Genomic DNA, 20,495 nt, shown 5'->3' with positions numbered 1-20,495 from the left:
TCAAGCCCATCGCCATGGAAGAAGGCCTGCGTTTCGCCATCCGTGAAGGCGGCCGCACCGTCGGCGCCGGCGTTGTCACCAAGGTCCTGGAGTAATAGCAATGGTTGCCCCGAAGATTCGCATCAAACTGCGTGGTTTTGACCACAAGGCGCTGGACCAGTCCGCGAGCAAAATCGTGGACACGGTCCGGCGCACCGGGGCGGACGTGAGCGGCCCAGTGCCGCTCCCCACCCGCATCCGCCGCTTCTGCGTGCTGCGCTCGCCCTTCGTGAACAAGGACAGCCGCGAGCACTTTGAGATCCGCACCCACAACCGTCTGGTGGACATCATGAACCCCACCAAGAAGACCATCGACTCCTTGATGACCCTGGACCTGCCGACTGGCGTGGACATTGAAATCAAGACGGTGGGAGGCCGCGCATGAAGGGCTTGCTGGGCACCAAAATCGGCATGACCCAGATCTGGAAGGGCGACCGCGCCGTTCCGGTGACCGTTGTGCTGGCGGGCCCCTGCCCCGTCGTGCAGCGCAAGACCGCGCAGACCGACGGCTATGAGGCCGTGCAGATCGGTTTTGCTCCCAAAGCTGAGCGCAAGGTCAACCGCCCGGCCATGGGTCACTTCAAGAAGGCCGGGGTCAGCCCCGTGCGTTTCCTGCGTGAGTTCCGTAACTTCAACCCCGAAGGTGACACGGTTAATGTGGACATCTTCGCCGAGGGCGAGAAGATTGACGCCACCGGGACTAGCAAGGGTAAGGGCTTCCAGGGCGTCATCAAGCGCTGGCACTTTGCCGGTGGTCCTGGCAGCCACGGTACCAAGAAGTGGCACCGCCGTCCCGGTTCCATCGGTCAGCGCAAGACGCCCGGCCGCGTGTACAAGGGCAAGAAGATGGCCGGCCACATGGGCATGGACCGGATCACTGTCCAGAATCTGGAAGTGGTCGAGGTGCGCGCCGACGAGAACCTGATCCTGGTCAAGGGCGCGATTCCCGGTGCCAACGGTGGGCTCGTGGTCCTGCGCGGCGCAGTTAAGGCCCGCACGCCGAAGGGAGGCAAGTAAACATGGCGCAGATTAACGTCATCGGACAGAACGGTGGTCGTCAGATCAGCCTGGACCTGCCCGAAGCCAACGCGAACCTGCTGCACGAAGTGGTCACCTGGCAGCTCGCCAGCCGCCGCCGCGGCACGGCCAGCACCAAGACCCGCGCTCAGGTCAGTGCAACAGGCAAGAAGATGTACGGCCAGAAAGGCACGGGTAACGCCCGTCACGGCGACCGCACTGTTCCGACCTTTGTCGGCGGCGGCGTGGCCTTCGGTCCCAAACCCCGCAACTACGGTTACACCCTGCCGCGCAAGGTGCGTCAGCTCGGCCTGGCGATGGCCCTCTCGGACCGTCAGCAGGAAGACAAGCTGATGGCCGTGGACGGCTTCGGGCTGGACGGCAAGACCAAGGGTTTCATCTCCTGGGCCGCCGACAACGGCATGAACGGTAGCGAGAGCGTACTGCTGGTGACCGACGACGTCGTGGCCCGTCAGGCTGCGCGCAATGTTCCCTGGGTGACCGTGCTGCCCGTCGCAGGCCTGAACGCCTACGACATCCTACGCCATGACCGCCTGGTGATTGACGCCGTGGCCCTGGAGCCTGCTCAGGACGAGCAGACTGAAGAAGAGGGTGCTGCATGAGCTACTACGACATCATTCACCAGCCGGTGATCAGCGAGAAGGCATACGCGGGTATGGAACGCGGCGTCTACTCGTTCTGGGTCAGCCCCAAGGCCACCAAGACCGAGATCAAGAGCGCCATCCAGCGTGCCTTTGACGTGTCGGTGGTTGGGATCAGCACCATGAACGTGCGCGGCAAGCAGAAGCGCGTGGGCCGTTTCATGGGCACCCGCAATGACCGCAAGAAGGCCGTGGTCCGTCTCGCCGAGGGTCAGCGCATCGAGCAACTCGAAGGCCAGGCCTAAGGAGAGATTGAATATGGCCGTTAAAAAGTACCGTCCGTATACCCCGTCGCGCCGTCAGATGACGACCGCCGACTTCAGCGGACTGACCAAGAAGCGCCCGGAAAAGGCCTTGACCGAGGGCCTCTCCAAGTCCGGTGGCCGCAACAACCGTGGCCGTATCACCAGCCGTTTTATCGGCGGCGGTCACAAGCGCCTGTACCGCATCATCGACTTCAAGCGCCGCGACAAGTCTGGCGTTCCTGCCAAGGTCGCTGCAATTGAGTACGATCCCAACCGCAGCGCCCGCATCGCCCTGCTGAACTACGCCGACGGCGAGAAACGCTACATCCTGGCCCCCGAGGGCCTGAAGGTGGGCGCAACCGTCAACGCCGGTCCTGAAGCCGAGCCCAAGCTGGGCCACGCCCTGCCGCTGCGCTTTGTGCCGGTCGGTGCGGTGGTGCACAGTGTGGAACTCGTTCCTGGCAAGGGAGCCCAGATGGCCCGCAGTGCCGGCACCAGCATTCAGGTGCAGGGCAAGGAGAGCGATTACGTGATCCTGCGCCTACCCAGCGGCGAACTGCGCCGCGTGCACAGCGAGTGCTACGCCACCATCGGCACCGTGGGCAACGCCGAGCACAAGAACATCAACCTCGGTAAGGCCGGACGCAGCCGCTGGCTCGGCCGCAAGCCGCACCAGCGAGGCAGCGCCATGAACCCTGTGGATCACCCACACGGCGGTGGTGAAGGCCGTACCGGCGCAGGCCGCGTGCCTGTTTCGCCGTGGGGTCAGCCCAGCAAGGGCCTGAAGACCCGCCGCAAGCGCAAGGTCTCTGACCGCTTCATCATCACCCGCCGCGGCGGGAAGTAAGGAGGGCGAACCCTATGCCCCGTAGCCTCAAGAAAGGCCCGTTCGTCGACGGCCACCTGCTGCAAAAGGTGGACGCCCAGAACGAGAAGAAAGACAAGCGCGTGATCAAGACGTGGTCGCGCCGCTCCACCGTGGTCCCTGAAATGATCGGCCACACCATCGCTGTACACAACGGCAAGCAGCACGTCCCGGTGTTCGTGAACGAGCAGATGATCGGCCACAAGCTCGGTGAATTCTCGCCCACCCGCAGCTACCGGGGCCACGGCTCCGAGAAGAGCAGCAAGGGGAGCAAGAAGAAATGACCGCTGCCACCTCTACCCCTGCAGAGCAGACCTACCGCAACAAGAAAGAGCGCAAGCAGCTCGTCAAGCTGCGCCGTCCCGGCTACGCGGTCGCCAAGTACGTCCGTATCAGCCCCCGCAAGGTGCGTCTGGTCGTCGACGTGATCCGTGGCAAAAGCGTGCGTGACGCCGAGGACCTGCTGCGCTTTATCCCCCGTGCGGCCAGCGAGCCAGTGGCCAAGGTGCTCAACAGCGCCAAGCACAATGCGCTGCACAACGACGAGATGCTCGAAGACCGCCTAGTGATTACGGCGGCCTACGTGGACGCTGGTCCCACGCTCAAGCGCCTGATTCCCCGCGCACGCGGCAGCGCCAACATCATCAAGAAGCGCACCAGCCACATCACCATCATCGTGGGCGAGGCCGAAGCTGGTCGCGCTGGCAGCAAGGGGCGCAACTAATATGGGCAATAAAATCAACCCGAACGGCTTCCGCTTGGGCATCACCCGTGGCTGGAACAGCCGCTGGTACGCCGGCAAGAAGCAGTACGCCGGACTTCTTAAGGAAGACGAGAAGATCCGCAACCTGATCGACAAGAAGCTGTCTGCCGCTGGCATTGCCCGCGTGGAGATCGAGCGTGCCGGTCAGCAGGTCAACGTGATCATCTCCGCCGCTAAACCCGGCATCGTGATCGGCAAGGGCGGCGACAGCATCAAGGGCCTGAGGACCGACATCGAGCATCTGGTGTCTGCTGGCACGGTGGCCGTCAACGTCGCCGAGATCCCCAACCCCAACATCAGTGCGCCCCTGGTGGCCCTGCGCATCGCCGAGCAGATCGAGCGCCGTTTTGCGTTCCGCCGCGCCATGAAGCAGGCCGCGCAGCGCGTGATGGAATCGGGTGCCCGTGGCGTCAAGATCGTGCTGTCAGGCCGTCTGGGCGGGGCCGAACAGGCCCGTACCGAGAAGGTGCTTGAAGGCCGCGTGCCGCTGCACACCTTGCGCGCCGACATTGATTACGGTACTGCGTTGGCCCGCACCACCTACGGCATCCTGGGCATCAAGGTCCTGGTGTTCAACGGCGAAGTGATCGGTGGCCGCACCGAGACCCTGGCCCGCCCCACCCGCCGCGATGACCGTCCCCGCCGCGATGACGGTGACCGTCCCAACCGCCGCCGTCCGGCCGCAGGCCGCCGTCGCCCCGGAGGTGAATGATGCTTCTTCCTAAGCGCACCAAGTACCGCAAGCAGCACCGCGGCCGGATGACCGGCGACGCCAAGGGCGGCGACTACGTGGCCTTCGGCGACTACGGTCTGATCGCCATGGAACCCGCGTGGATCCGCAGCAACCAGATCGAGGCGTGCCGCATCGTGATGAGCCGCCACTTCCGCCGCGGCGGTAAGATCTACATCCGCATTTTCCCCGACAAGCCCGTGACCAAGAAGCCCGCCGAAACCCGAATGGGGAAGGGGAAGGGCGCTGTGGAATTCTGGGTCAGTGTCGTGAAGCCGGGCCGCGTGATGTTCGAGGTCTCCGGCGTGACCGAGGTACAGGCCAAGGAAGCCTTCCGCCTGGCCGGTCACAAGCTGCCTATCCAGACCAAGATGGTCAAGCGCGAGGTTTACGATGAAGCCCAGTGAGATGCGCGAACTGGGGGCCGACAAGTTCGCCTCCGAGATCGAGTCCCGCAAGAAAGAACTGATGGAGCTGCGCTTCCAGGCGGCCATGGGCAACCTGGCCCAGCCGCACCGCGTCACGCAGCTCCGCCGCGAAGTGGCCCAGCTCAACACCATCCGGCATGAGCAGGCCCGCAAGCAGGGAGAGCAGGCATGAAGAAGACCTTTACCGGCGTCGTCGTCAGCGACAAGGCCGACAAGACCGTCAGCGTCAAGGTCGAGCGCCGCTTCGCCCACCCGCTGTACGGCAAGGTTGTCACGCGCAGCACCAAGTACGCCGCGCACGACGAGACCAATGAATACAAGCTGGGTGATCGCGTGGAGATCATCGCCGTGCGCCCCATCTCCAAGACCAAGACCTGGAAGGTCACGCGCCTGATCGAGCGCCCGCGTGGCATCGAGACCACCGCCGTGGAAACCGAAATGGCCGGGGGTGAGGCATGATTCAGACCCAATCCCGTCTGGACGTGGCCGACAACAGCGGCGCGCGCGAGATCATGTGCATCCGTGTGCTGAACTCCGGCATCGGTGGCAAGGGCCTGACCTCCGGCGGCGGCGGCAACAAGAAGTTCGCGCACGTCGGTGACATCATCGTCGCCAGCGTCAAGGACTCTGCCCCCCGCGGCGCCGTCAAGTCCGGCGACGTGGTCAAGGCCGTGATCGTGCGCACCGCCCACGCTGTCAAGCGTGCCGACGGCAGCACCATCCGCTTTGACAAGAACGCCGCCGTCATCATCAACAATCAGGGCGAGCCGCGCGGTACCCGCGTCTTCGGGCCAGTGGCCCGCGAGCTGCGTGACCGCCGCTTTATGAAGATCGTTTCCCTGGCCCCGGAGGTGCTGTAATGCCCCGTCCAAGTGCTGGAAGCCACCACAACGACAAGTTGCATGTCAAGAAGGGCGACAACGTGATCGTCCTGAGCGGCAAGCACAAGGGCCAGACCGGCAAGGTGCTGCTGGCGCTGCCCCGTGACCAGAAGGTCGTCGTGGAAGGCGTCAACATGATCACCAAGAACGTCAAGCCCAGCGCGGGTAACCCCAACGGCGGCCAGGAACAGCGCGAGCTGGCCCTGCACGCCAGCAAGGTTTCCATCGTGGACCCCGAAACCGGGAAGGCCACCCGCGTTCGCAAGCAGATCGTGGACGGCAAGAAAGTCCGCGTGGCCGTCGCGAGCGGCAAGAACATCGACTGATTTCCAGGGTCACGCCTCCTCGCGTGACCTGGGCGACCCGTCCGCCCGAAAGGTAGGCACATGCAACAGCTCAAATCGAAATACAACGAAACGGTCAAGCCTGCGATGATGCAGCAGTTCGGCTATTCCTCCGTGATGGCCGTGCCGCGTATCGAGAAGATCGTGATCAACGAGGGCCTGGGCAGCAGCAAGGAAGACAGCAAGGCGATCGACAAGGCCGCCAAAGAGCTGGGCCTGATCACGCTGCAAAAGCCCATCGTCACCAAGGCCAAGAAGAGCATCTCCAATTTCAAGCTGCGTCAGGGGATGCCCGTGGGCATCAAGGTCACGCTGCGCGGTGAGCGCATGTACGTGTTCCTGGAGAAGCTGATCAACATCGGCTTGCCCCGTATCCGCGATTTCCGTGGGATCAACCCCAACGCCTTCGATGGCCGCGGAAACTACAACCTCGGGATCAAAGAGCAGCTGATTTTCCCCGAAATCACCTACGACATGGTCGACAAGGTGCGCGGCATGGACATCACCATCGTGACCTCCGCGAAAACCGACGAAGAAGCCCGCGCCCTGCTCCAGGGACTGGGCCTGCCCTTCCGCAAGTAAGGCGGGGGCAAAGGACGTTATGGCGAATACCTCCAAAGTTGTCAAGGCGGCGCGCGGCCACAAGTTTGCCGTGCAGAACTACAGCCGCTGCTCGCGCTGCGGCCGTGCCCGTGGTTACTACCGTTTCTTCGGCATGTGCCGCATCTGCATCCGCGAGATGGCGCACAAGGGCGAGCTGCCCGGCGTGAAGAAAGCGAGCTGGTAAGCGCAATTCTCTCAACGACGCTTGAATGAGACTCCCCACCTGGGGAGTTTTTTGTTGGGTTATCGCTCAGGGGCGGATGTGTCTCAGCCAGCCCAGTCGACACGACAGCGGCTTCAAACAATCTGTCAACGGCTGGGCCGCTCCAAGGATTGGCGTACGGGGAGAATGCGCATCATCCAATGATTGCCAATCTCCATCCCAATCTGTTACACTCTCTCCTTGCCGTACCTACGGCAGTGCTCGTGCTGTACCCCCTGGATACGAACCGTCCATTTTGAATGGTGATCGTCCAGCGGAGGCTTCCCACCCAACAGAAGGATCGGCGGCATTTTTCCGCCAGGCGTTCCAATGGGGAGACCCGCAGTTCACGTCGAATTTCGATGTGGGCCGCACCTGCCGGGGCAGTGGCCGAGGGGCCGCGCCTCTGGAGGAGACACATGCTGAGTGATCCTATCGCTGACATGCTCACGCGCATTCGCAACGCGACGCGCACATTCAAGGAGACCGTGGACATCCCGGCCTCCAAGTTCAAGGAAGAACTGGCCAAGCTGCTGGTCAAGGAAGGCTACGTGGCTTCCTACGAGCGTCTGGTCCCCGAGGGCCAGAAGTTTGATGTTCTGCGCTTGACCCTCAAGTACGGTCAGAAGCGCGAGCAGGTCATCAAGCACATCGAGCGCATCTCCCGCCCGGGCCGCCGCGCCTACGTGAGCGTTGAGAACCTACCCCGCATCCAGCGTGGCCTGGGTCTGGCCGTGGTATCCACCTCACGTGGTCTGCTGCCTGACCGCGAAGCGCGCAAGCAGGGCGTGGGCGGCGAAGTCGTCTGCGTGCTGTGGTAACGCAAGCTCTCTTCCTGAGCTGACCGAAGAACGGGTGAGGGCAATGTCCCGAGCCGCACGCACCTGACCTCAGCCTCCACGCGAGGACTGACTTAAGGTAAGGAGGACGTACATGTCCCGAATTGGTAAATCTCCTATCCCCATGCCCAGCGGCGTGACCTACAGCGCCGATGGCGGCGTGTTTAAGGTCAAGGGCCCCAAAGGCGAACTGAGCGTCCCCTTCAACAAGGAACTAAGCATTAAGCAGGACGGCGATCAGCTTCTGGTCGAGCGCCCTAGCGATGCCCAGCGTCACCGTGCGCTGCACGGCCTGACCCGCAGCCTGGTCTTTAACGCGGTCAAGGGCGTCAGCGACGGCTTCACGATCAACCTGGAACTGCGCGGCGTCGGTTACCGCGCCAGGCTGAACGGCCGGGCGCTGGAGCTGACCATCGGCTACAGCCATCCTGTGGTGATTCAGCCGCCCGAAGGCGTGAGCTTCACCGTGCCGGAACCCACCAAGATCGACGTGAGCGGCATCGACAAGCAGCTCGTCGGCCAGGTGGCCGCCAACGTCCGCAAGGTCCGCAAGCCCGACGCCTACCACGGCAAGGGTGTGCGCTTCCTTGGCGAGAAGATTGCCCTGAAGGCCGGTAAAGCTGGCGCCACGGGCGGGAAAGGGAAGAAATAATGGCCGCTCAAAATACTGTCCGCCGCAAGCTGCGCGCCCGCCGCAAGGTTCGCACCGCCGCCGGGGAGCGCCCGCGCCTGAGCGTGTTCCGCTCCAGCAAGCACATCTACGCCCAGATCATTGACGACGTCAGTGGCACCACCCTGGCCGCCGCCAGCAGCGCCAAGCTCAAGAGCGGCACCAAGTCCGACACGGCCGCCGCTGTGGGCAAGGCCTTGGCCGAAGCTGCCGCCGAGAAAGGCGTCAAGCAGGTGGTCTTTGACCGTGGGCAGTACCGTTACCACGGACGCGTGAAGGCGCTCGCAGATGCGGCGCGGGAGGGTGGCCTTGACTTTTAATCGTAGAAACGACCGCAACGCGGACCGCGAGAGCAGCGAATTCGAAGAAAAGATGCTCTTCGTCAACCGCACCTCCAAGACCTATCAGGGTGGACGCCGCTTCCGCTTCGCCGCGCTGGTGATCCTGGGTGACCGCAACGGTCGCGTCGGCATGGGCATTGGCAAGGCCAAGGAAGTGCCGGTGGCCATCGAGAAGGCCAAGAGCATTGCACGCAAGAACATGATCAGCGTGCCGGTGGAAAACGGCACCATCCCGCACGACATCGTGGGCGTCAACAGCACGTCGCAGGTGCTGCTCAAGCCTGCCGGCCCTGGTACGGGCGTGATTGCCGGAACCGTGCCCCGCTCGATTGCCGAACTGGCAGGCATCACCAACCTGTTGTCCAAGGAACTGGGAAGCCGCAACAAGGTCAACGTGGCCTACGCCGTGTTCGACGGCCTGAAGAACCTGCGGACCGCCAAGCAGGTGCGGACACTGCGTGGCACCGACGTGACCCGCACTGCTCAGCCTGTGCAGACCGCTGCCGCACAGTCGGCCACCAGCCAGGGTGGAGCGGCTGAAGCTGGAGGTGCCCAGTAATGACCAGCAAACCTATCAAAATCACCCTCAAGCGCAGCGTGATCGGCCGTCCCCAGAACCAGGTGGACACCGTCAAGGCGCTGGGCCTGAGGCGCATCGGCGACAGCCGTGAGGTCAGCGACACCCCCGCCCTGCGCGGAATGGTGCGGACCGTTCAGCATCTGCTGGAGGTGGAAGCATGAAGCTCCACGACTTGAAGCCCGCCGAGGGCAGCCGTAAAGATCGCAAGCGCGTGGGTCGCGGCCCGGGCGGCACCGACAAGACCGCCGGCCGCGGCCATAAGGGCCAGAAGTCGCGCAGCGGCGCGGGCAAGGGACCCTTTTTCGAGGGTGGCCGCAGCACGCTGATCAGCCGCCTGCCCAAGCGCGGGTTCAACAACGTCGGCACCACCTACGAAATCGTCAAGCTCTCGCAGCTGAGCGAGATCGAAGGAACCGATACCTTTGACCGCGACGTGCTGGAACTTGTCGGTCTGGTGCGCCGCAAGAACCGCCCGGTCAAGCTGCTCGCCAGCGGTGAGCTGACCCGCGCCGTAACCGTGCACGTGGACGCCGCCAGCGAGGCGGCCATCAAGGCCGTCGAGGCTGCGGGCGGCAGCGTCGTGCTGCCTGCGCCCAAGCCTGCGGCTCCCAGCAAGGAAGACCGCGCCGCCGCCCGCGCCGCCAAGCAGGCCGGATAACATGCTGCGCGCCTTCCGCGACGCGTTCCGGATACCGGATCTCCAGCGGAAGATTGTCTTCACCCTGCTGCTGCTGGCGGTGTACCGCCTGGGGAGCGCCATTCCCACCCCAGGTGTCAATACCGCCGCGCTGAGCAACGCCACCTCGGGTGGCTTGTTTGGTTTGATCAGCATGATCTCGGGAGGCAATCTCTCGCAGTTCTCGATCTTCGCGCTGGGGGTGTTGCCGTACATCACGGCCAGCATCGTGATCCAGCTGATGACCACCACCATCCCGGCCCTGGAGAAACTGTCCAAGGAAGGGGAGGAGGGGCGCAAGAAGATCAACCAGTTCACCCGCTACTCGGCGGTGGGCCTGGGCGCGGTGCAGGCGCTGTTCTTCTCGCTGTTCGTGACCAGCAACCCGGCGTACGTCGCCGTGGGCTGGACACCGGGCCTGTTCACGGTGCTGGTGATGGTGCTGACCCAGGTGGCGGGCATCGCCTTCACCATGTGGATCGGCGAGCGCATTACCGAAGTGGGCGTGGGCAACGGCATCTCGCTGATCATCACGGCGGGCATCATCGCGGCGTATCCGCGTGAGATCGCGGCCACCGCGCAACTGTTCCGCACCGATCAGGTGCAGTTGCTCTCCCTGCTGGCATTCATCGCGATCATTTTGGTAACCATCGCGGGCATCGTGTACGTGTATCAGGGAGAGCGGCGTGTGCCGGTCACCTACGCGCGGGCGCGGGGTGGGGCCCCCGCCGCCGCTGCCGGTTCGGCTTCAACTGGACGCGGTGCGGGGCAGGCCACCTGGCTGCCGATCAAGGTCAACCAGGCCGGGGTCATTCCGGTGATCTTCGCCAGCGCCATGCTGATCATTCCCAACCTGATCGCGAGCGCCACGGCGACCCGCGCTCCCGGCGTGAATGCCTGGATCAGCTCCAATCTGGTCTTCGGGCAGCCCCTATACATCCTGCTGGAAGCGGCGCTGATCTTCGGCTTCACGTACCTGTACAACAGCGTGCAGTTCGATCCCAAGCGTATTGCCGAGCAACTCCGCGAGGCCGGGGGATTCATTCCTGGCGTCCGGCCCGGCACGCCCACCAGTGAGTACCTGGGCAGCATCAGCAGTCGCCTGAGCCTGTGGGGCGCGATCTTCCTGGTGGTGCTGACCATCATCCCGCAGATCGTGCAGCGCGTCACTGGGATTACCACTTTCCAGTTCTCGGGAACGGGTCTGCTGATCATCGTGGGTGTGGCGCTCGAAACCCTCAAGCAACTCGAGGCCCAGCTGACTGTGCGCCGTTACGACGGTTTCATCAGCAAGGGACGCATCCGCGGACGCCTGAACAATTGAAGTCCTGCCTGTAAAGAGTGGCCGCCTGCCTGTTCGGGGGCGGCTCTTCGTTTTTGTGTAGCTTCTTTACCGTTACCCGCACGGGAACGCGGGTGGGCTGGGCAGGGGAGAGGCAGGGCATGGAACTGCCGCTAAACTGACATTTCACTTACGGAGGAACCAATGACCCAACCGAAAAACAAAGTCGTTATTTTTCTGGGGCCACCCGGTGCCGGGAAGGGCACACAGGCCGAGCGTCTGGCCGCCGAACAGGGGCTGGTCAAGATCAGCACCGGGGATATCCTACGCGATCACGTGGGCCGCGGCACCGAACTGGGCCAGCAGATCAAGCCCATGCTGGACGCCGGGCACCTCGTTCCCGACGACATCCTGATCGCGTTGATCCGGGATCGTCTGGCCGACATGGAAGGCGTCCGCGTCATTTTCGATGGCTTCCCGCGCACCCGTGCCCAGGCTGAGGAACTGGACGTTCTGCTCGAGGAAATGGGCGCGCCGGTCAACCACGTCCCTCTGCTGGAAGTTCCCGACGAACTGCTGATCGAGCGCATTGTCGAGCGCGGGCGGCAGGCCACTGCGCGGGGCGAGGCCGTCCGTAGCGACGACACCGAGGAAGTAGCCCGCAAACGCCAGGACGTGTTTCGTGAGCAGACGCAGCCGCTGATTGACTATTACAGCGCCCGCGGTCACCTGAAGCGTGTGGACGGCGTGGGCAGCATGGATGAGGTGTACGGACGCATTCTGGAAGGGATGAAGTAAAACCTGCGGGAGCAGGGTGGCCGGGGCGGAAACGCCTGCGGCCTTTTCTTTTGGCTGCCCTAGGCTTGCCACAGCAACGTGCATGTGTTACGATTACGTCAATAGCAGAATAAGGAGCTTATGATTTGTCTCAGGCCTTGAGTCCCGAAATCATCCTGGCCCTAGCCCCCGACGTGGGGAGCGCGTCCAATGCTCGCAAACTCGCTACTCCGGGCAAATGGCCCAGCCTAAATGCGCTGGAAGGCGTGCTGTGGGGGGAATGCCAGGGCAGCGGCAAGACACCCTATCTGACCGCAGTCGACCTGAGCGGTCCGGTAACGAGATGTTCCTGCCCCAGCCGTAAGTTTCCCTGCAAACACGGGCTGGCGCTGTTGCTGCTGCACGCCTCCCATATCTCCGACTTTGGTGCCCAGGCCGCGCCCGACAGTCTTCAGAGCTGGCTGGCCGGGCGGCAGGCTCGGGCCGAGAAGGCCGAGCGGGTGGACGAGGTGGCTGTCCGGAAAGAAGCCGATCCCAGCGCCCAGGTCAGACGCCGCGCCGCCCGTGAGAAGAAGGTCACGGCGGGGCTGGAGGGCCTGCACCTGTTCCTCAAGGATCTGGTACGGGATGGCCTGGCCTCGGCAGCTTCGCGGCCTTACGGTGACTGGGACACGCAGGCGGCCCGGCTGATGGATGCGCAGGCCCCGGGGGCGGCGCGACGGGTGGCGCGCATTCCCGAACTGCTGGGTGACCCCGCCGCGCTGCTGGATCACCTGGGGGAGTTGACGCTGCTGGCCGAGGGCTGGGTCAACCGAGAGGCACTCAGTGAGGAGGAGCGGGCAGATTTGCGCTCTGCCCTGGGCTTCCCGCTCAATACGTTGGCTTTGCTTGAGACGGAAGGCATCCGGGCGCGCTGGAACGTGCTGGGTCACATCACGGTTCAGGAAGACGCATTAACCGTGCGCCGGACCTGGCTTCACAACGGCAGTCAATGTGCCCTGTTGCTGGATTTTGCGCCGGGTGGCCGTCCGTTGTCGCCCGGGCTGCCCGTGGGCAGAAGCGTGGATGCCGAAGTGGTCTTTGCACCCTCCTCGTTTTCACAGCGGGCGGTGCTGAAGGGAGAGCCAGGCGAGAGTGGGGCGCTGGACAGTCTGCCTCCGTCCCTTGATCTGAACGGCATGCTCTCCGCTCACGCCGACGCTGTGGCACGCAATCCCTGGCTGGAGCGGGCGGCGTACCTGCTGGGGCCGGTGCAGGTGCGGCCCGGTGGTCCCTGGCTTGTGGTGGACGGGCGGGGTGGCAGCCTGCCGCTGGCCGGCGACGAGCGTCCACTCCTGCGACTGCTGGCCGAAAGTGGAGGTGAACCCGTCTGTCTGTTTGGTGAATGGGACGGCCTGATCCTCATGCCGCTGAACTTCTGGCCTGTCTCGCCAGGAGGCCAGTCATGAACAGCCTGCTGGCAACGGCCATGGTGGGAACGGCGCGCGCTTCCCTGCCTCCACACGTTGGAACACCGCTGGCAGACGCCCTGAACCGGATCCGACGGGATGACGCCGAGGCCACCCTGCTGGTCCGCGCCGCGCTGACTGGACTGGCCGCCCGTGCTGGCCGCTGCCCCGAACCCGCGCCACCCCTGCCTGAACTGGCCCCCGCTGAAACCCGGTCCGAGGCGCCGCCGCGTGTGACCCGGCACCTGCCCCACCTGCTCCACTCGCCCGTGCTGGCAGAATGGCTGGCCCTCTGCGCGGCAGCGGGGTGGCGGGTGCCACACGCCTTCCTGCCCGAGCTGCTGGACTGGGGCGCAGCGGTGAATGCCGAGCTGCGCGACACGCTGCGCCCGGTGCTGGGCGAACGAGGGCGCTGGCTGGCCCAGTTCTCCGATCATTGGCGCTGGATGCACAGTCTGGAACGTATTGGCGCGGCGCTGGACGAGGAGGCGTGGGATGCCGCTACCGAGGCGGGCCGCGAGGCCCTGTTCCGCACGCTGCGGGCCGAGGCTCCAAACGCAGGCCGCGCCTTCCTGACCACGCACTTCAGGACCGAGAAGGCGGGCGTTCGGAGACGACTGCTGGAGGCACTGACACAGACCTGGGACGCGGCGGATGCCGGGCTGGAACCCCTGCTGGAAGAAACCCTGTCTGACCGCAGTGAGGACGTGCGCGATAACGCCCGGCGTCTGCTTCAGCGCCTGCCACACAGCGCCTACAACGCCCGGATGGCCACCCGCATCCGGGCGCTGGTGGGCCAGGAACAGGCGGGGCTGCTGGGTAGACTGACGGGACAGCGCAAATACCCCCTGACCCTGTCGGACGTCCCCGACGCAGATGCGAAGCGCGATGGCCTGGAAACCGTGAAGCACCCCGCCGAGCATCTGCGCCCAGTATTGAACCGCGCCCATCCGGCGGTGCTGATGACCGCGCTGGAGTCGAGCCCCGCCGAACTGGTGAAACTGGCGGTGCAATTTGACGCCGTGGACGAACTGATACGCGCCATGTTCACGTCGTCTTTCCACCCGGCAGCTGACGGCTCGGCGGAACTGGCCGAGCTGCTGCTTCCACATCTGAACGGCAACTTCCAGCACTGGCGGTCCGAATTGCTGGCTCTGGTGAGGCCTGACCGCCGGGACGCCGAGTTGCACCGTGCCTTGCAAGACCACCACTCGCAACTTGCGCTGGACCTGCTCAGGAGGCTGCCTGCGCCCTGGCCCGCTGCCCTGAGCCATGAGGTGATGACTCGACTGCGCCGGGTCATTGAGAGGGCCGAGTCACCCTACGCAGTCCATGAGAAGAATTCGAGCTGGGACCACGCCTGGATGGGTGTGCTGGAGCTGGCCCGAACTTGTGCCGCCCCGGACGCCCGCCGTCCGGCCCCGCTGCCCGACGACGCCCCCGAATACGCCCGGCAAACCCTGGATACGCTGTACGCCACTCTGGACCTACGCGCACGGATGCACACGGATTTTGCGGCAGAGAGGACACCATGACCATTCGGCAATCCGTGGACTGGGCCTCGCCCGACGGCCAACTGCTCGCCGCCAGCGTGTACCGCCAGATGCAGCGCCGCATCCTGCGCGGCCCGCTGATCGCCCTGGCGCTGCTGAGCGTGGTGGGGGTGATCTGGACCGTGTACTTCCACAACGTCTTCTTTCTGTTGGCGGCTGCCATGCTCGGCCTGCTGGTGTGGTGGAACGCCCGCCGCAGCCTGAGCCAGGTCCTGATGGCCGCCCGCAACAGCGGCGTGATCGAATTCCGGCTGGATCAAGAGAGTGGCACGCTGCATATCGTCAATGCTCAGGGCAGTTTTCACCTCCCGCTGGCCAGGATGGGTGGGGTGACCCGTTATCACGGAGCGCTGAGCGTGCAGTACGGCGGCAACGCCACCATGATGATTCCCGACGGCCCGGTTCGCACGGCGCTGGAACGCTGATTTTTTCCCTGTCCTCAAGGAGACGCAATGACCCAATCTGTCCACAATGCTGCCCCCGAAGTTCTGCGCCAGCACGCCGAGCAAGCCTACGCCCACGAACTCTCCGCCCTGGCCACACAGGACGACCGGCCCAGGCCCCCGCAGTGGAACCTCAGCCCACACGGGGTTCTGACCTACCTGATGGGCGGCCAGTTGAAGGACGGCACCGAGATTACGGCCAAGTATGTCGGGGACCGCCGTCTGATGGAAATTGCGGTCGCCACCCTGGCTACGGACCGCGCCCTGTTGCTGATCGGTGTGCCGGGTACGGCCAAGAGCTGGGTCAGCGAACATCTGGCCGCTGCCATCTCCGGCGACAGCACGTTGCTGGTGCAGGGCACGGCGGGGACAGGCGAGGAAGCCATCCGCTACGGCTGGAACTACGCCCGCCTGATCGCCGAAGGTCCCAGTCAGGCGGCGCTGGTGGAAAGCCCGATTATGCGCGCCATGCGAACGGGCAAGCTGGCCCGCGTGGAGGAACTGACCCGCGTGCAGAGCGACGTGCAGGACACGTTAATCACCGTCCTATCTGAGAAGACCCTGCCCGTGCCGGAGCTGAACACCGAGGTTCAGGCCACGCTCGGCTTCAACCTGATCGCCACCGCCAACAACCGGGACCGGGGCGTGAATGACCTGTCCAGCGCCCTCAAGCGGCGCTTCAACACCGTGGTCTTGCCCGTGCCTGACAGCCTGGAAGACGAGGTCAGGATCGTCGTGCAGCGCGTGAGCCAGCTGGCGGGCAGCCTCCAGATCCCTGCCGCACCGCCGGCCCTGGACGAAGTGCGCCGCATCGTGACCATCTTCCGTGAATTGCGGAGTGGGGCTACCGAGGACAGCAAAACCAAGTTGAAAGCCCCCAGCGGCACGCTGTCCACCGCCGAGGCCATCAGCGTGGTCAACCACGGTCTGAGTCTGGCCGCCCATTTTGGCAATGGTGAATTGAGCGCCGCCGATGTGGCTGCCAGTCTGGTGGGCGCGGTGGTCAAAGACCCGGTGCAGGACGGCGTGGTCTGGCGCGAATACTTGGAAACCGTGGCGAAGAAAAGAGAAGACTGGCGCGACTTGTACAAGGCATGCCGGGCGGTGAGTTGAGCGGGTGAGGCACAGTCACAGCTTTTTCATGTGACGCTTGAAAAGCCCGTACGGCAGCATAGGGTCTGACGGAGCTGTACTTTCTGGGATGTTCACCGGGGTTATTGACTTCCCAAGTATGTGCCGTGTTTTTCCATAAACTGCATAGCCGTAATGGCTTCAACAGGCTCTTGCAGTGGCGTTAACTGGATTAATTGAACACAAGGAATAGTCACAAGAAGAGATAGAGGCTTGGAAGCGCCTCTGCCACAAGATGTGGATTGTCTACTCGAGGATTACCTTCTGATAAGCGAAAAAACCGGGAATTATTGAGATTTTTACTGCTACTTTCAAAGGGTCTGTGGCGTTCAATGAATTGAAGTCTTGTTCTTTATTGTTTGCCTGTCTGACGATCAACCGTTCGTACAGTCGCGTTGCTTCCATAGCATAGGAGTTTCCCTTGAACCTCTCCATTTTCCCCATCCGTCACCACGGCCCTGGCTCGGCGCGTTCGCTGGCAGGGGCGCTGGAGACGGTGAAGCCGGACATCGTGCTGGTGGAAGGCCCGGCGGACGCGAACCCCGTGCTGCCCTTTCTGGCGCGCGAGGACTTCAAGCCTCCCGTGGCGCTGCTGGGTTATGTGGGCGACAATCCGGCCCGCGCGTCGTTCTGGCCCTTCGCTGCCTTCAGTCCGGAATATGTGGCGTTTCAGTGGGCGGCGCGCTCGGGGGTGGCCGCCCGCTTTATGGACCTGCCCGCCAGTGCAACACTGGGTTTTGAACGCGACGATGAGGTTGATTCTGACCTCCAGACCGATCCCCTGCGCGTTCTGGCCGAGGCGGCTGGGTACACCGACTTTGAACGCTGGTGGGAAACGCTGGTGGAGGCGCGAGGTGACAGCGGCGACGTGTTCGCGGCAGTGCTGGAAGTCATGGCGGCGGTGCGGGCCGATGCTCCCATGGCAGTGGGCCACGAGGCCCAGCGGGAAGCCCACATGCGGCAGATTATCCGGGCCGCGCAGAAGGACGGGTTTCAGAACATCGCTGTGGTTTGCGGAGCGTGGCACGCGCCTAGGCTGGAAGACCTGAAAGCGTATCCCGTCAAGGACGATGCGGCGTTGCTCAAGGGGCTGCCTAGGGCCAAAGTCATGCTGACCTGGGTGCCGTGGACGCATGGCCGGCTGTCGATGCACAGCGGCTACGGTGCTGGCGTGCGCTCGCCGGGCTATTACCACCATCTGTTCACGACGCAGCACCACGTCACCGAACAGTGGTTCGCGCGGACGGCGCAGCTGTTGCGCGCTGAGAAGCTGGAAGCCAGCAGCGCCAGCGTGATTGAGGCGACGCGCCTGGCGAACACCCTGGCCGGATTGCGTGGGCGAGCCTTGCCCGGTCTGGACGAGTTGAACGAGGCAGCCCTGAGTGTTTTCGGCTGGGACAGCGACTTACCTCTGCGCCTGATTGAGCGCCAGCTCATCGTGGGCGAGGCGCTGGGCGAGGTGCCATCTGACACCCCGACTGTGCCGTTGGCGCAGGATCTGGCCCGCCAGCAGAGAACACTGCGCCTGAAGGTGCAACCCGAACAGCAGGAACTGACGCTCGATCTTCGCCAGGACCATGATCTGGCCCGCAGCGCGCTGTTTCACCGCCTGAATCTGCTGGGCATCCCCTGGGCGCAGGAGCGGTCTGCCAGCGGGCGCGGCACGTTTAAGGAAGCCTGGACACTGGCCTGGCAGCCCGAATTCAGCGTGAGGCTGGTGCAGGCCAGCCGGTACGGGCAGACGGTGGCGGATGCGGCGGGGGCGCAGGCGATTGAGGCCGCCCGGACTGGAACGGCTCTATCGGAATTGACCACGCTGCTGGAAGCCGTGCGTTACGCCGACTTGCCGGGCGCCCTGCCCGCCGCGCTGGATGCCCTGGACGCCCGCGCGGCGGTGGGGGCAGACGTGACCGATCTGTTGCTGGCACTGGCCCCCTTGGCGCGGCTGGCTCGTTACGGTGACGTGCGCGGACGGGGCGGCGTGGTGACCGCCGCGAATGAGGCCCCGGCCCGTGTCTTGCGCACCCTGCTCACCCGTGCCTGTGTGGGCCTGCCCAACGCTGCCATCGGACTGGCTGGGGACGCGGCCCAGGCCTTGCAACGCGCAGTGGACGCCGGAGATGCCAGCGTGCGCCTGCTGGACGCACCGGATGCACTGGCCGAGTGGCGGGCCGCCCTGCTCCATCTGGCAGATCGGCCGGAAGCCCACCCGCTGCTCAATGGGGACGCCGTGCGCCGCCTGCGCGACAGCGGCGAGCTGGACGTCACGGAAATTGAATGGCGCGTGTCGCTGGCCCTGGGGGCCCAGCGCCCCGGCGACGTGACGGCGTGGTTGGACGGTTTCCTTGGCCACAGTGCGGCGCTGCTGCTGCACGATTCGGTCCTGCTGGAGCTGCTAGACGGTTGGCTGACCGCCCTGGAAAGGGAGGCTTTTCAGGAAGCCCTGCCCCTGCTGCGCCGCGTCTTCGCCCGTTACGAGAAACCTGAGCGCCGCGCCATCGGTGAGGCCCTGCGCGGCGGTGGGCGGGAGAGAGGGGAGGTTATCCAAGAGATGGACGAGGAACGGGCCATGCGCGTCGTGCCCGTGGTGCTGCGGTTGCTGGGTGTGCGCGAATGAATGGTTCGTATCACCTGAGATCTGTCCGGACCAGCCAACTGAGGGGTTTACCGACATGAGCGATTCCACTGGACCAATACCCCCCAACCCGGAACGCCTGCGCCGCTGGAGACTCGTACTGGGCGGTGGCGAGGCCGATGGCGTCAGCGGGGAGGGCCAAGAGCTGAACCTGTCCATTGAGGACAGACGTATGGACGACGCGCTGGGCGGCCTCTACGACGCGTCCACAGGTTCTCGGCGTGGTGGGCTGGGCGCAAGTGCTCCGAAAGTGGCCCGCTGGCTGGCAGACCTGCGCGAGTTCTTTCCTGGTGACGTGGTACGCGTGATGCAGGAGGACGCCATTGAACGCCTGAACCTGACGCAACTCTTGTTCGAGCCCGAGATGCTGGAGAACGTCGAGCCAGACGTGAATCTGGTGGGCACGCTGCTCACCTTGAAGGGCGTGATGCCGGCCAGAGCCAAGGATGCCGCCCGCGCCGTGGTGCGCAGGGTGGTGGATGACCTCATGAAGCGGTTGGAAGAACCCACCCGCGCTGCCGTGACCGGCAGCCTCAACCGCGCCGAACGCAACTTCCGTCCACGTGCTCCGGAGATCGACTGGAACGCCACCATCCGGGCCAACCTGGGAACCTACCTGCCCGAGAAGCGCATTATTATTCCCGAACGGCTGATCGGGTACGGGCGCAAACGCCGCAGCCTGCGCGACATCGTGCTGTGTCTGGACCAGTCGGGCAGTATGGCCAGCAGCGTGGTGTATGCGGGCGTGTTTGGCGCGGTGCTCGCCAGCCTGCCCGCCGTCAGCACCCGCGTGGTGGTGTTCGACACCGAGGTCGCTGACCTGTCAGAGAACCTGAGCGATCCGGTAGACGTGCTGTACGGCATTCAGCTGGGAGGCGGCACCGACATCAATCGGGCGCTGGCCTACTGCCAAGGGGTCATTGGGCGCCCAGAACAGACCATCCTCGTGCTGATCAGCGATCTCTACGAGGGCGGCAACGAGCGCGAGATGCTGGCCCGCGCCCGCACTCTCAAGGACGCCGGTGTCACTGTGATCGCTCTTCTGGCCCTGAGCGATGACGGCGCTCCCAGCTACGATCACGGTGTTGCGCGAGCTTTTGCTGGGCTGGGCATCCCGGCTTTTGCTTGCACTCCCGATCATTTTCCTGGCCTGATGGCGGCGGCCATGCGCGGTGATGATGTGGCGGCGTGGGCCGGAACGCACGGCATCGTCACTAGGGGCGGGACCGCCGGGTAAAGGAGTGACTTGCCGTCTGAAAGCCTGATGTCCTAAAATATCGGACATAGCAGCCAGAGGACCGTTCCTCACTCAAGAGATTGTCATCACAGCTTGTTCAGGTC

30 protein-coding genes are annotated in these 20,495 nt (G+C 64.3%); all 30 read left to right on the top strand.

Translation table 11 applies throughout. The features are described from left to right. Positions 1 to 95, top strand: a 95-nt coding sequence (locus tag HNQ08_RS15800; protein WP_133009300.1) for an EF-Tu C-terminal domain-related protein, incomplete at its 5' end; no start/stop codon positions are given. Between the two features lie 5 nt (positions 96 to 100). Further along, positions 101 to 424, top strand: a complete 324-nt coding sequence (gene rpsJ / locus HNQ08_RS15795; protein WP_014685998.1) for a 30S ribosomal protein S10 — start codon at positions 101 to 103, stop codon at positions 422 to 424. Next, positions 421 to 1,056 (top strand): 50S ribosomal protein L3, encoded by a 636-nt coding sequence (gene rplC / locus HNQ08_RS15790; RefSeq protein ID WP_184134113.1) that lies wholly within the window; start codon positions 421 to 423, stop codon positions 1,054 to 1,056. The genes rpsJ and rplC overlap by 4 nt, the downstream gene beginning before the upstream one ends. Positions 1,057 to 1,058: 2 nt before the next feature. Further along, entirely contained in the window at positions 1,059 to 1,679 is a 621-nt protein-coding gene (rplD, locus tag HNQ08_RS15785) for a 50S ribosomal protein L4 (protein WP_184134110.1), read from the top strand. Then, positions 1,676 to 1,963: a 50S ribosomal protein L23 gene (locus HNQ08_RS15780; RefSeq protein WP_039682852.1), complete on the top strand. Its 288-nt coding sequence runs from the start codon at positions 1,676 to 1,678 to the stop codon at positions 1,961 to 1,963. Before rplD ends, HNQ08_RS15780 begins: the two co-directional genes overlap by 4 nt. Before the next feature lie 13 nt (positions 1,964 to 1,976). Next, positions 1,977 to 2,810 (top strand): 50S ribosomal protein L2, encoded by an 834-nt coding sequence (gene rplB / locus HNQ08_RS15775; RefSeq protein WP_184134108.1) that lies wholly within the window; start codon positions 1,977 to 1,979, stop codon positions 2,808 to 2,810. A gap of 14 nt (positions 2,811 to 2,824) precedes the next feature. After that, entirely contained in the window at positions 2,825 to 3,112 is a 288-nt protein-coding gene (gene rpsS / locus HNQ08_RS15770; RefSeq protein WP_184134106.1) for a 30S ribosomal protein S19, read from the top strand. After that, positions 3,109 to 3,552, top strand: coding sequence for a 50S ribosomal protein L22 (gene rplV, locus HNQ08_RS15765; RefSeq protein WP_184134103.1), 444 nt, complete (start codon positions 3,109 to 3,111; stop codon positions 3,550 to 3,552). The genes rpsS and rplV overlap by 4 nt, the downstream gene beginning before the upstream one ends. Position 3,553: 1 nt before the next feature. After that, positions 3,554 to 4,303: a 30S ribosomal protein S3 gene (gene rpsC / locus HNQ08_RS15760; RefSeq protein WP_184134094.1), complete on the top strand. Its 750-nt coding sequence runs from the start codon at positions 3,554 to 3,556 to the stop codon at positions 4,301 to 4,303. Continuing rightward, on the top strand, positions 4,303 to 4,728 hold the full coding sequence (rplP, locus tag HNQ08_RS15755) for a 50S ribosomal protein L16 (protein ID WP_184134154.1): 426 nt from the start codon (positions 4,303 to 4,305) through the stop codon (positions 4,726 to 4,728). Before rpsC ends, rplP begins: the two co-directional genes overlap by 1 nt. Further along, entirely contained in the window at positions 4,715 to 4,921 is a 207-nt protein-coding gene (gene rpmC / locus HNQ08_RS15750; protein ID WP_039682863.1) for a 50S ribosomal protein L29, read from the top strand. The genes rplP and rpmC overlap by 14 nt, the downstream gene beginning before the upstream one ends. Next, positions 4,918 to 5,208, top strand: coding sequence for a 30S ribosomal protein S17 (gene rpsQ / locus HNQ08_RS15745; RefSeq protein ID WP_184134091.1), 291 nt, complete (start codon positions 4,918 to 4,920; stop codon positions 5,206 to 5,208). The genes rpmC and rpsQ overlap by 4 nt, the downstream gene beginning before the upstream one ends. Next, positions 5,205 to 5,609: a 50S ribosomal protein L14 gene (gene rplN / locus HNQ08_RS15740; RefSeq protein WP_029483701.1), complete on the top strand. Its 405-nt coding sequence runs from the start codon at positions 5,205 to 5,207 to the stop codon at positions 5,607 to 5,609. Before rpsQ ends, rplN begins: the two co-directional genes overlap by 4 nt. Then, positions 5,609 to 5,956, top strand: coding sequence for a 50S ribosomal protein L24 (gene rplX, locus HNQ08_RS15735; RefSeq protein ID WP_221284220.1), 348 nt, complete (start codon positions 5,609 to 5,611; stop codon positions 5,954 to 5,956). The genes rplN and rplX overlap by 1 nt, the downstream gene beginning before the upstream one ends. Positions 5,957 to 6,016: 60 nt before the next feature. Then, the gene (rplE, locus tag HNQ08_RS15730; protein ID WP_184134082.1) at positions 6,017 to 6,556 is read left to right on the top strand and encodes a 50S ribosomal protein L5; all 540 of its coding nucleotides are present in this window, start codon (positions 6,017 to 6,019) and stop codon (positions 6,554 to 6,556) included. A gap of 19 nt (positions 6,557 to 6,575) precedes the next feature. Further along, positions 6,576 to 6,761 (top strand): type Z 30S ribosomal protein S14, encoded by a 186-nt coding sequence (locus HNQ08_RS15725; RefSeq protein WP_136389854.1) that lies wholly within the window; start codon positions 6,576 to 6,578, stop codon positions 6,759 to 6,761. Between the two features lie 437 nt (positions 6,762 to 7,198). After that, positions 7,199 to 7,600: a 30S ribosomal protein S8 gene (rpsH, locus tag HNQ08_RS15720; RefSeq protein WP_184134079.1), complete on the top strand. Its 402-nt coding sequence runs from the start codon at positions 7,199 to 7,201 to the stop codon at positions 7,598 to 7,600. Positions 7,601 to 7,712: 112 nt separating this feature from the next. Further along, positions 7,713 to 8,270, top strand: a complete 558-nt coding sequence (gene rplF, locus HNQ08_RS15715; RefSeq protein ID WP_184134076.1) for a 50S ribosomal protein L6 — start codon at positions 7,713 to 7,715, stop codon at positions 8,268 to 8,270. After that, the gene (gene rplR, locus HNQ08_RS15710; RefSeq protein WP_184134073.1) at positions 8,270 to 8,608 is read left to right on the top strand and encodes a 50S ribosomal protein L18; all 339 of its coding nucleotides are present in this window, start codon (positions 8,270 to 8,272) and stop codon (positions 8,606 to 8,608) included. The genes rplF and rplR overlap by 1 nt, the downstream gene beginning before the upstream one ends. Further along, positions 8,598 to 9,188 (top strand): 30S ribosomal protein S5, encoded by a 591-nt coding sequence (rpsE, locus tag HNQ08_RS15705; RefSeq protein WP_184134071.1) that lies wholly within the window; start codon positions 8,598 to 8,600, stop codon positions 9,186 to 9,188. The genes rplR and rpsE overlap by 11 nt, the downstream gene beginning before the upstream one ends. Before the next feature lie 14 nt (positions 9,189 to 9,202). Continuing rightward, positions 9,203 to 9,370 carry a 50S ribosomal protein L30 gene (gene rpmD / locus HNQ08_RS15700; protein WP_184134150.1) on the top strand — a complete coding sequence of 56 codons (168 nt, stop codon included), beginning with the start codon at positions 9,203 to 9,205 and terminating at the stop codon, positions 9,368 to 9,370. After that, a complete protein-coding gene (rplO, locus tag HNQ08_RS15695; protein ID WP_184134068.1) occupies positions 9,367 to 9,867 on the top strand; it encodes a 50S ribosomal protein L15 in 501 nt (166 codons plus the stop codon). Before rpmD ends, rplO begins: the two co-directional genes overlap by 4 nt. A gap of 1 nt (position 9,868) precedes the next feature. Next, a complete protein-coding gene (gene secY / locus HNQ08_RS15690; RefSeq protein WP_184134065.1) occupies positions 9,869 to 11,209 on the top strand; it encodes a preprotein translocase subunit SecY in 1,341 nt (446 codons plus the stop codon). A gap of 162 nt (positions 11,210 to 11,371) precedes the next feature. Next, entirely contained in the window at positions 11,372 to 11,965 is a 594-nt protein-coding gene (locus HNQ08_RS15685; protein ID WP_184134063.1) for an adenylate kinase, read from the top strand. 125 nt (positions 11,966 to 12,090) lie between these two features. Further along, the gene (locus HNQ08_RS15680; RefSeq protein ID WP_184134059.1) at positions 12,091 to 13,392 is read left to right on the top strand and encodes an SWIM zinc finger family protein; all 1,302 of its coding nucleotides are present in this window, start codon (positions 12,091 to 12,093) and stop codon (positions 13,390 to 13,392) included. Then, positions 13,389 to 14,927 (top strand): DUF5691 domain-containing protein, encoded by a 1,539-nt coding sequence (locus HNQ08_RS15675; RefSeq protein ID WP_184134057.1) that lies wholly within the window; start codon positions 13,389 to 13,391, stop codon positions 14,925 to 14,927. Before HNQ08_RS15680 ends, HNQ08_RS15675 begins: the two co-directional genes overlap by 4 nt. Continuing rightward, complete coding sequence (locus HNQ08_RS15670; RefSeq protein WP_184134054.1) at positions 14,924 to 15,370, top strand: hypothetical protein; 447 nt, start codon at positions 14,924 to 14,926, stop codon at positions 15,368 to 15,370. Before HNQ08_RS15675 ends, HNQ08_RS15670 begins: the two co-directional genes overlap by 4 nt. Positions 15,371 to 15,397: 27 nt before the next feature. Further along, entirely contained in the window at positions 15,398 to 16,501 is a 1,104-nt protein-coding gene (locus HNQ08_RS15665; RefSeq protein ID WP_184134052.1) for an ATP-binding protein, read from the top strand. Positions 16,502 to 16,940: 439 nt separating this feature from the next. Beyond that, positions 16,941 to 19,136: a DUF5682 family protein gene (locus tag HNQ08_RS15660; RefSeq protein WP_184134049.1), complete on the top strand. Its 2,196-nt coding sequence runs from the start codon at positions 16,941 to 16,943 to the stop codon at positions 19,134 to 19,136. A 55-nt stretch (positions 19,137 to 19,191) separates the two neighbouring features. Next, on the top strand, positions 19,192 to 20,391 hold the full coding sequence (locus HNQ08_RS15655) for a VWA domain-containing protein (RefSeq protein ID WP_184134047.1): 1,200 nt from the start codon (positions 19,192 to 19,194) through the stop codon (positions 20,389 to 20,391). The last annotated feature ends 104 nt before the right edge of the window (positions 20,392 to 20,495 follow it).

This window comes from Deinococcus humi (genome assembly GCF_014201875.1).
Lineage (GTDB): Bacteria > Deinococcota > Deinococci > Deinococcales > Deinococcaceae > Deinococcus > Deinococcus humi.
The sequence above is the reverse complement of the archived record's forward strand: the minus strand, read 5'-3'. Positions and strand labels throughout refer to the sequence as shown.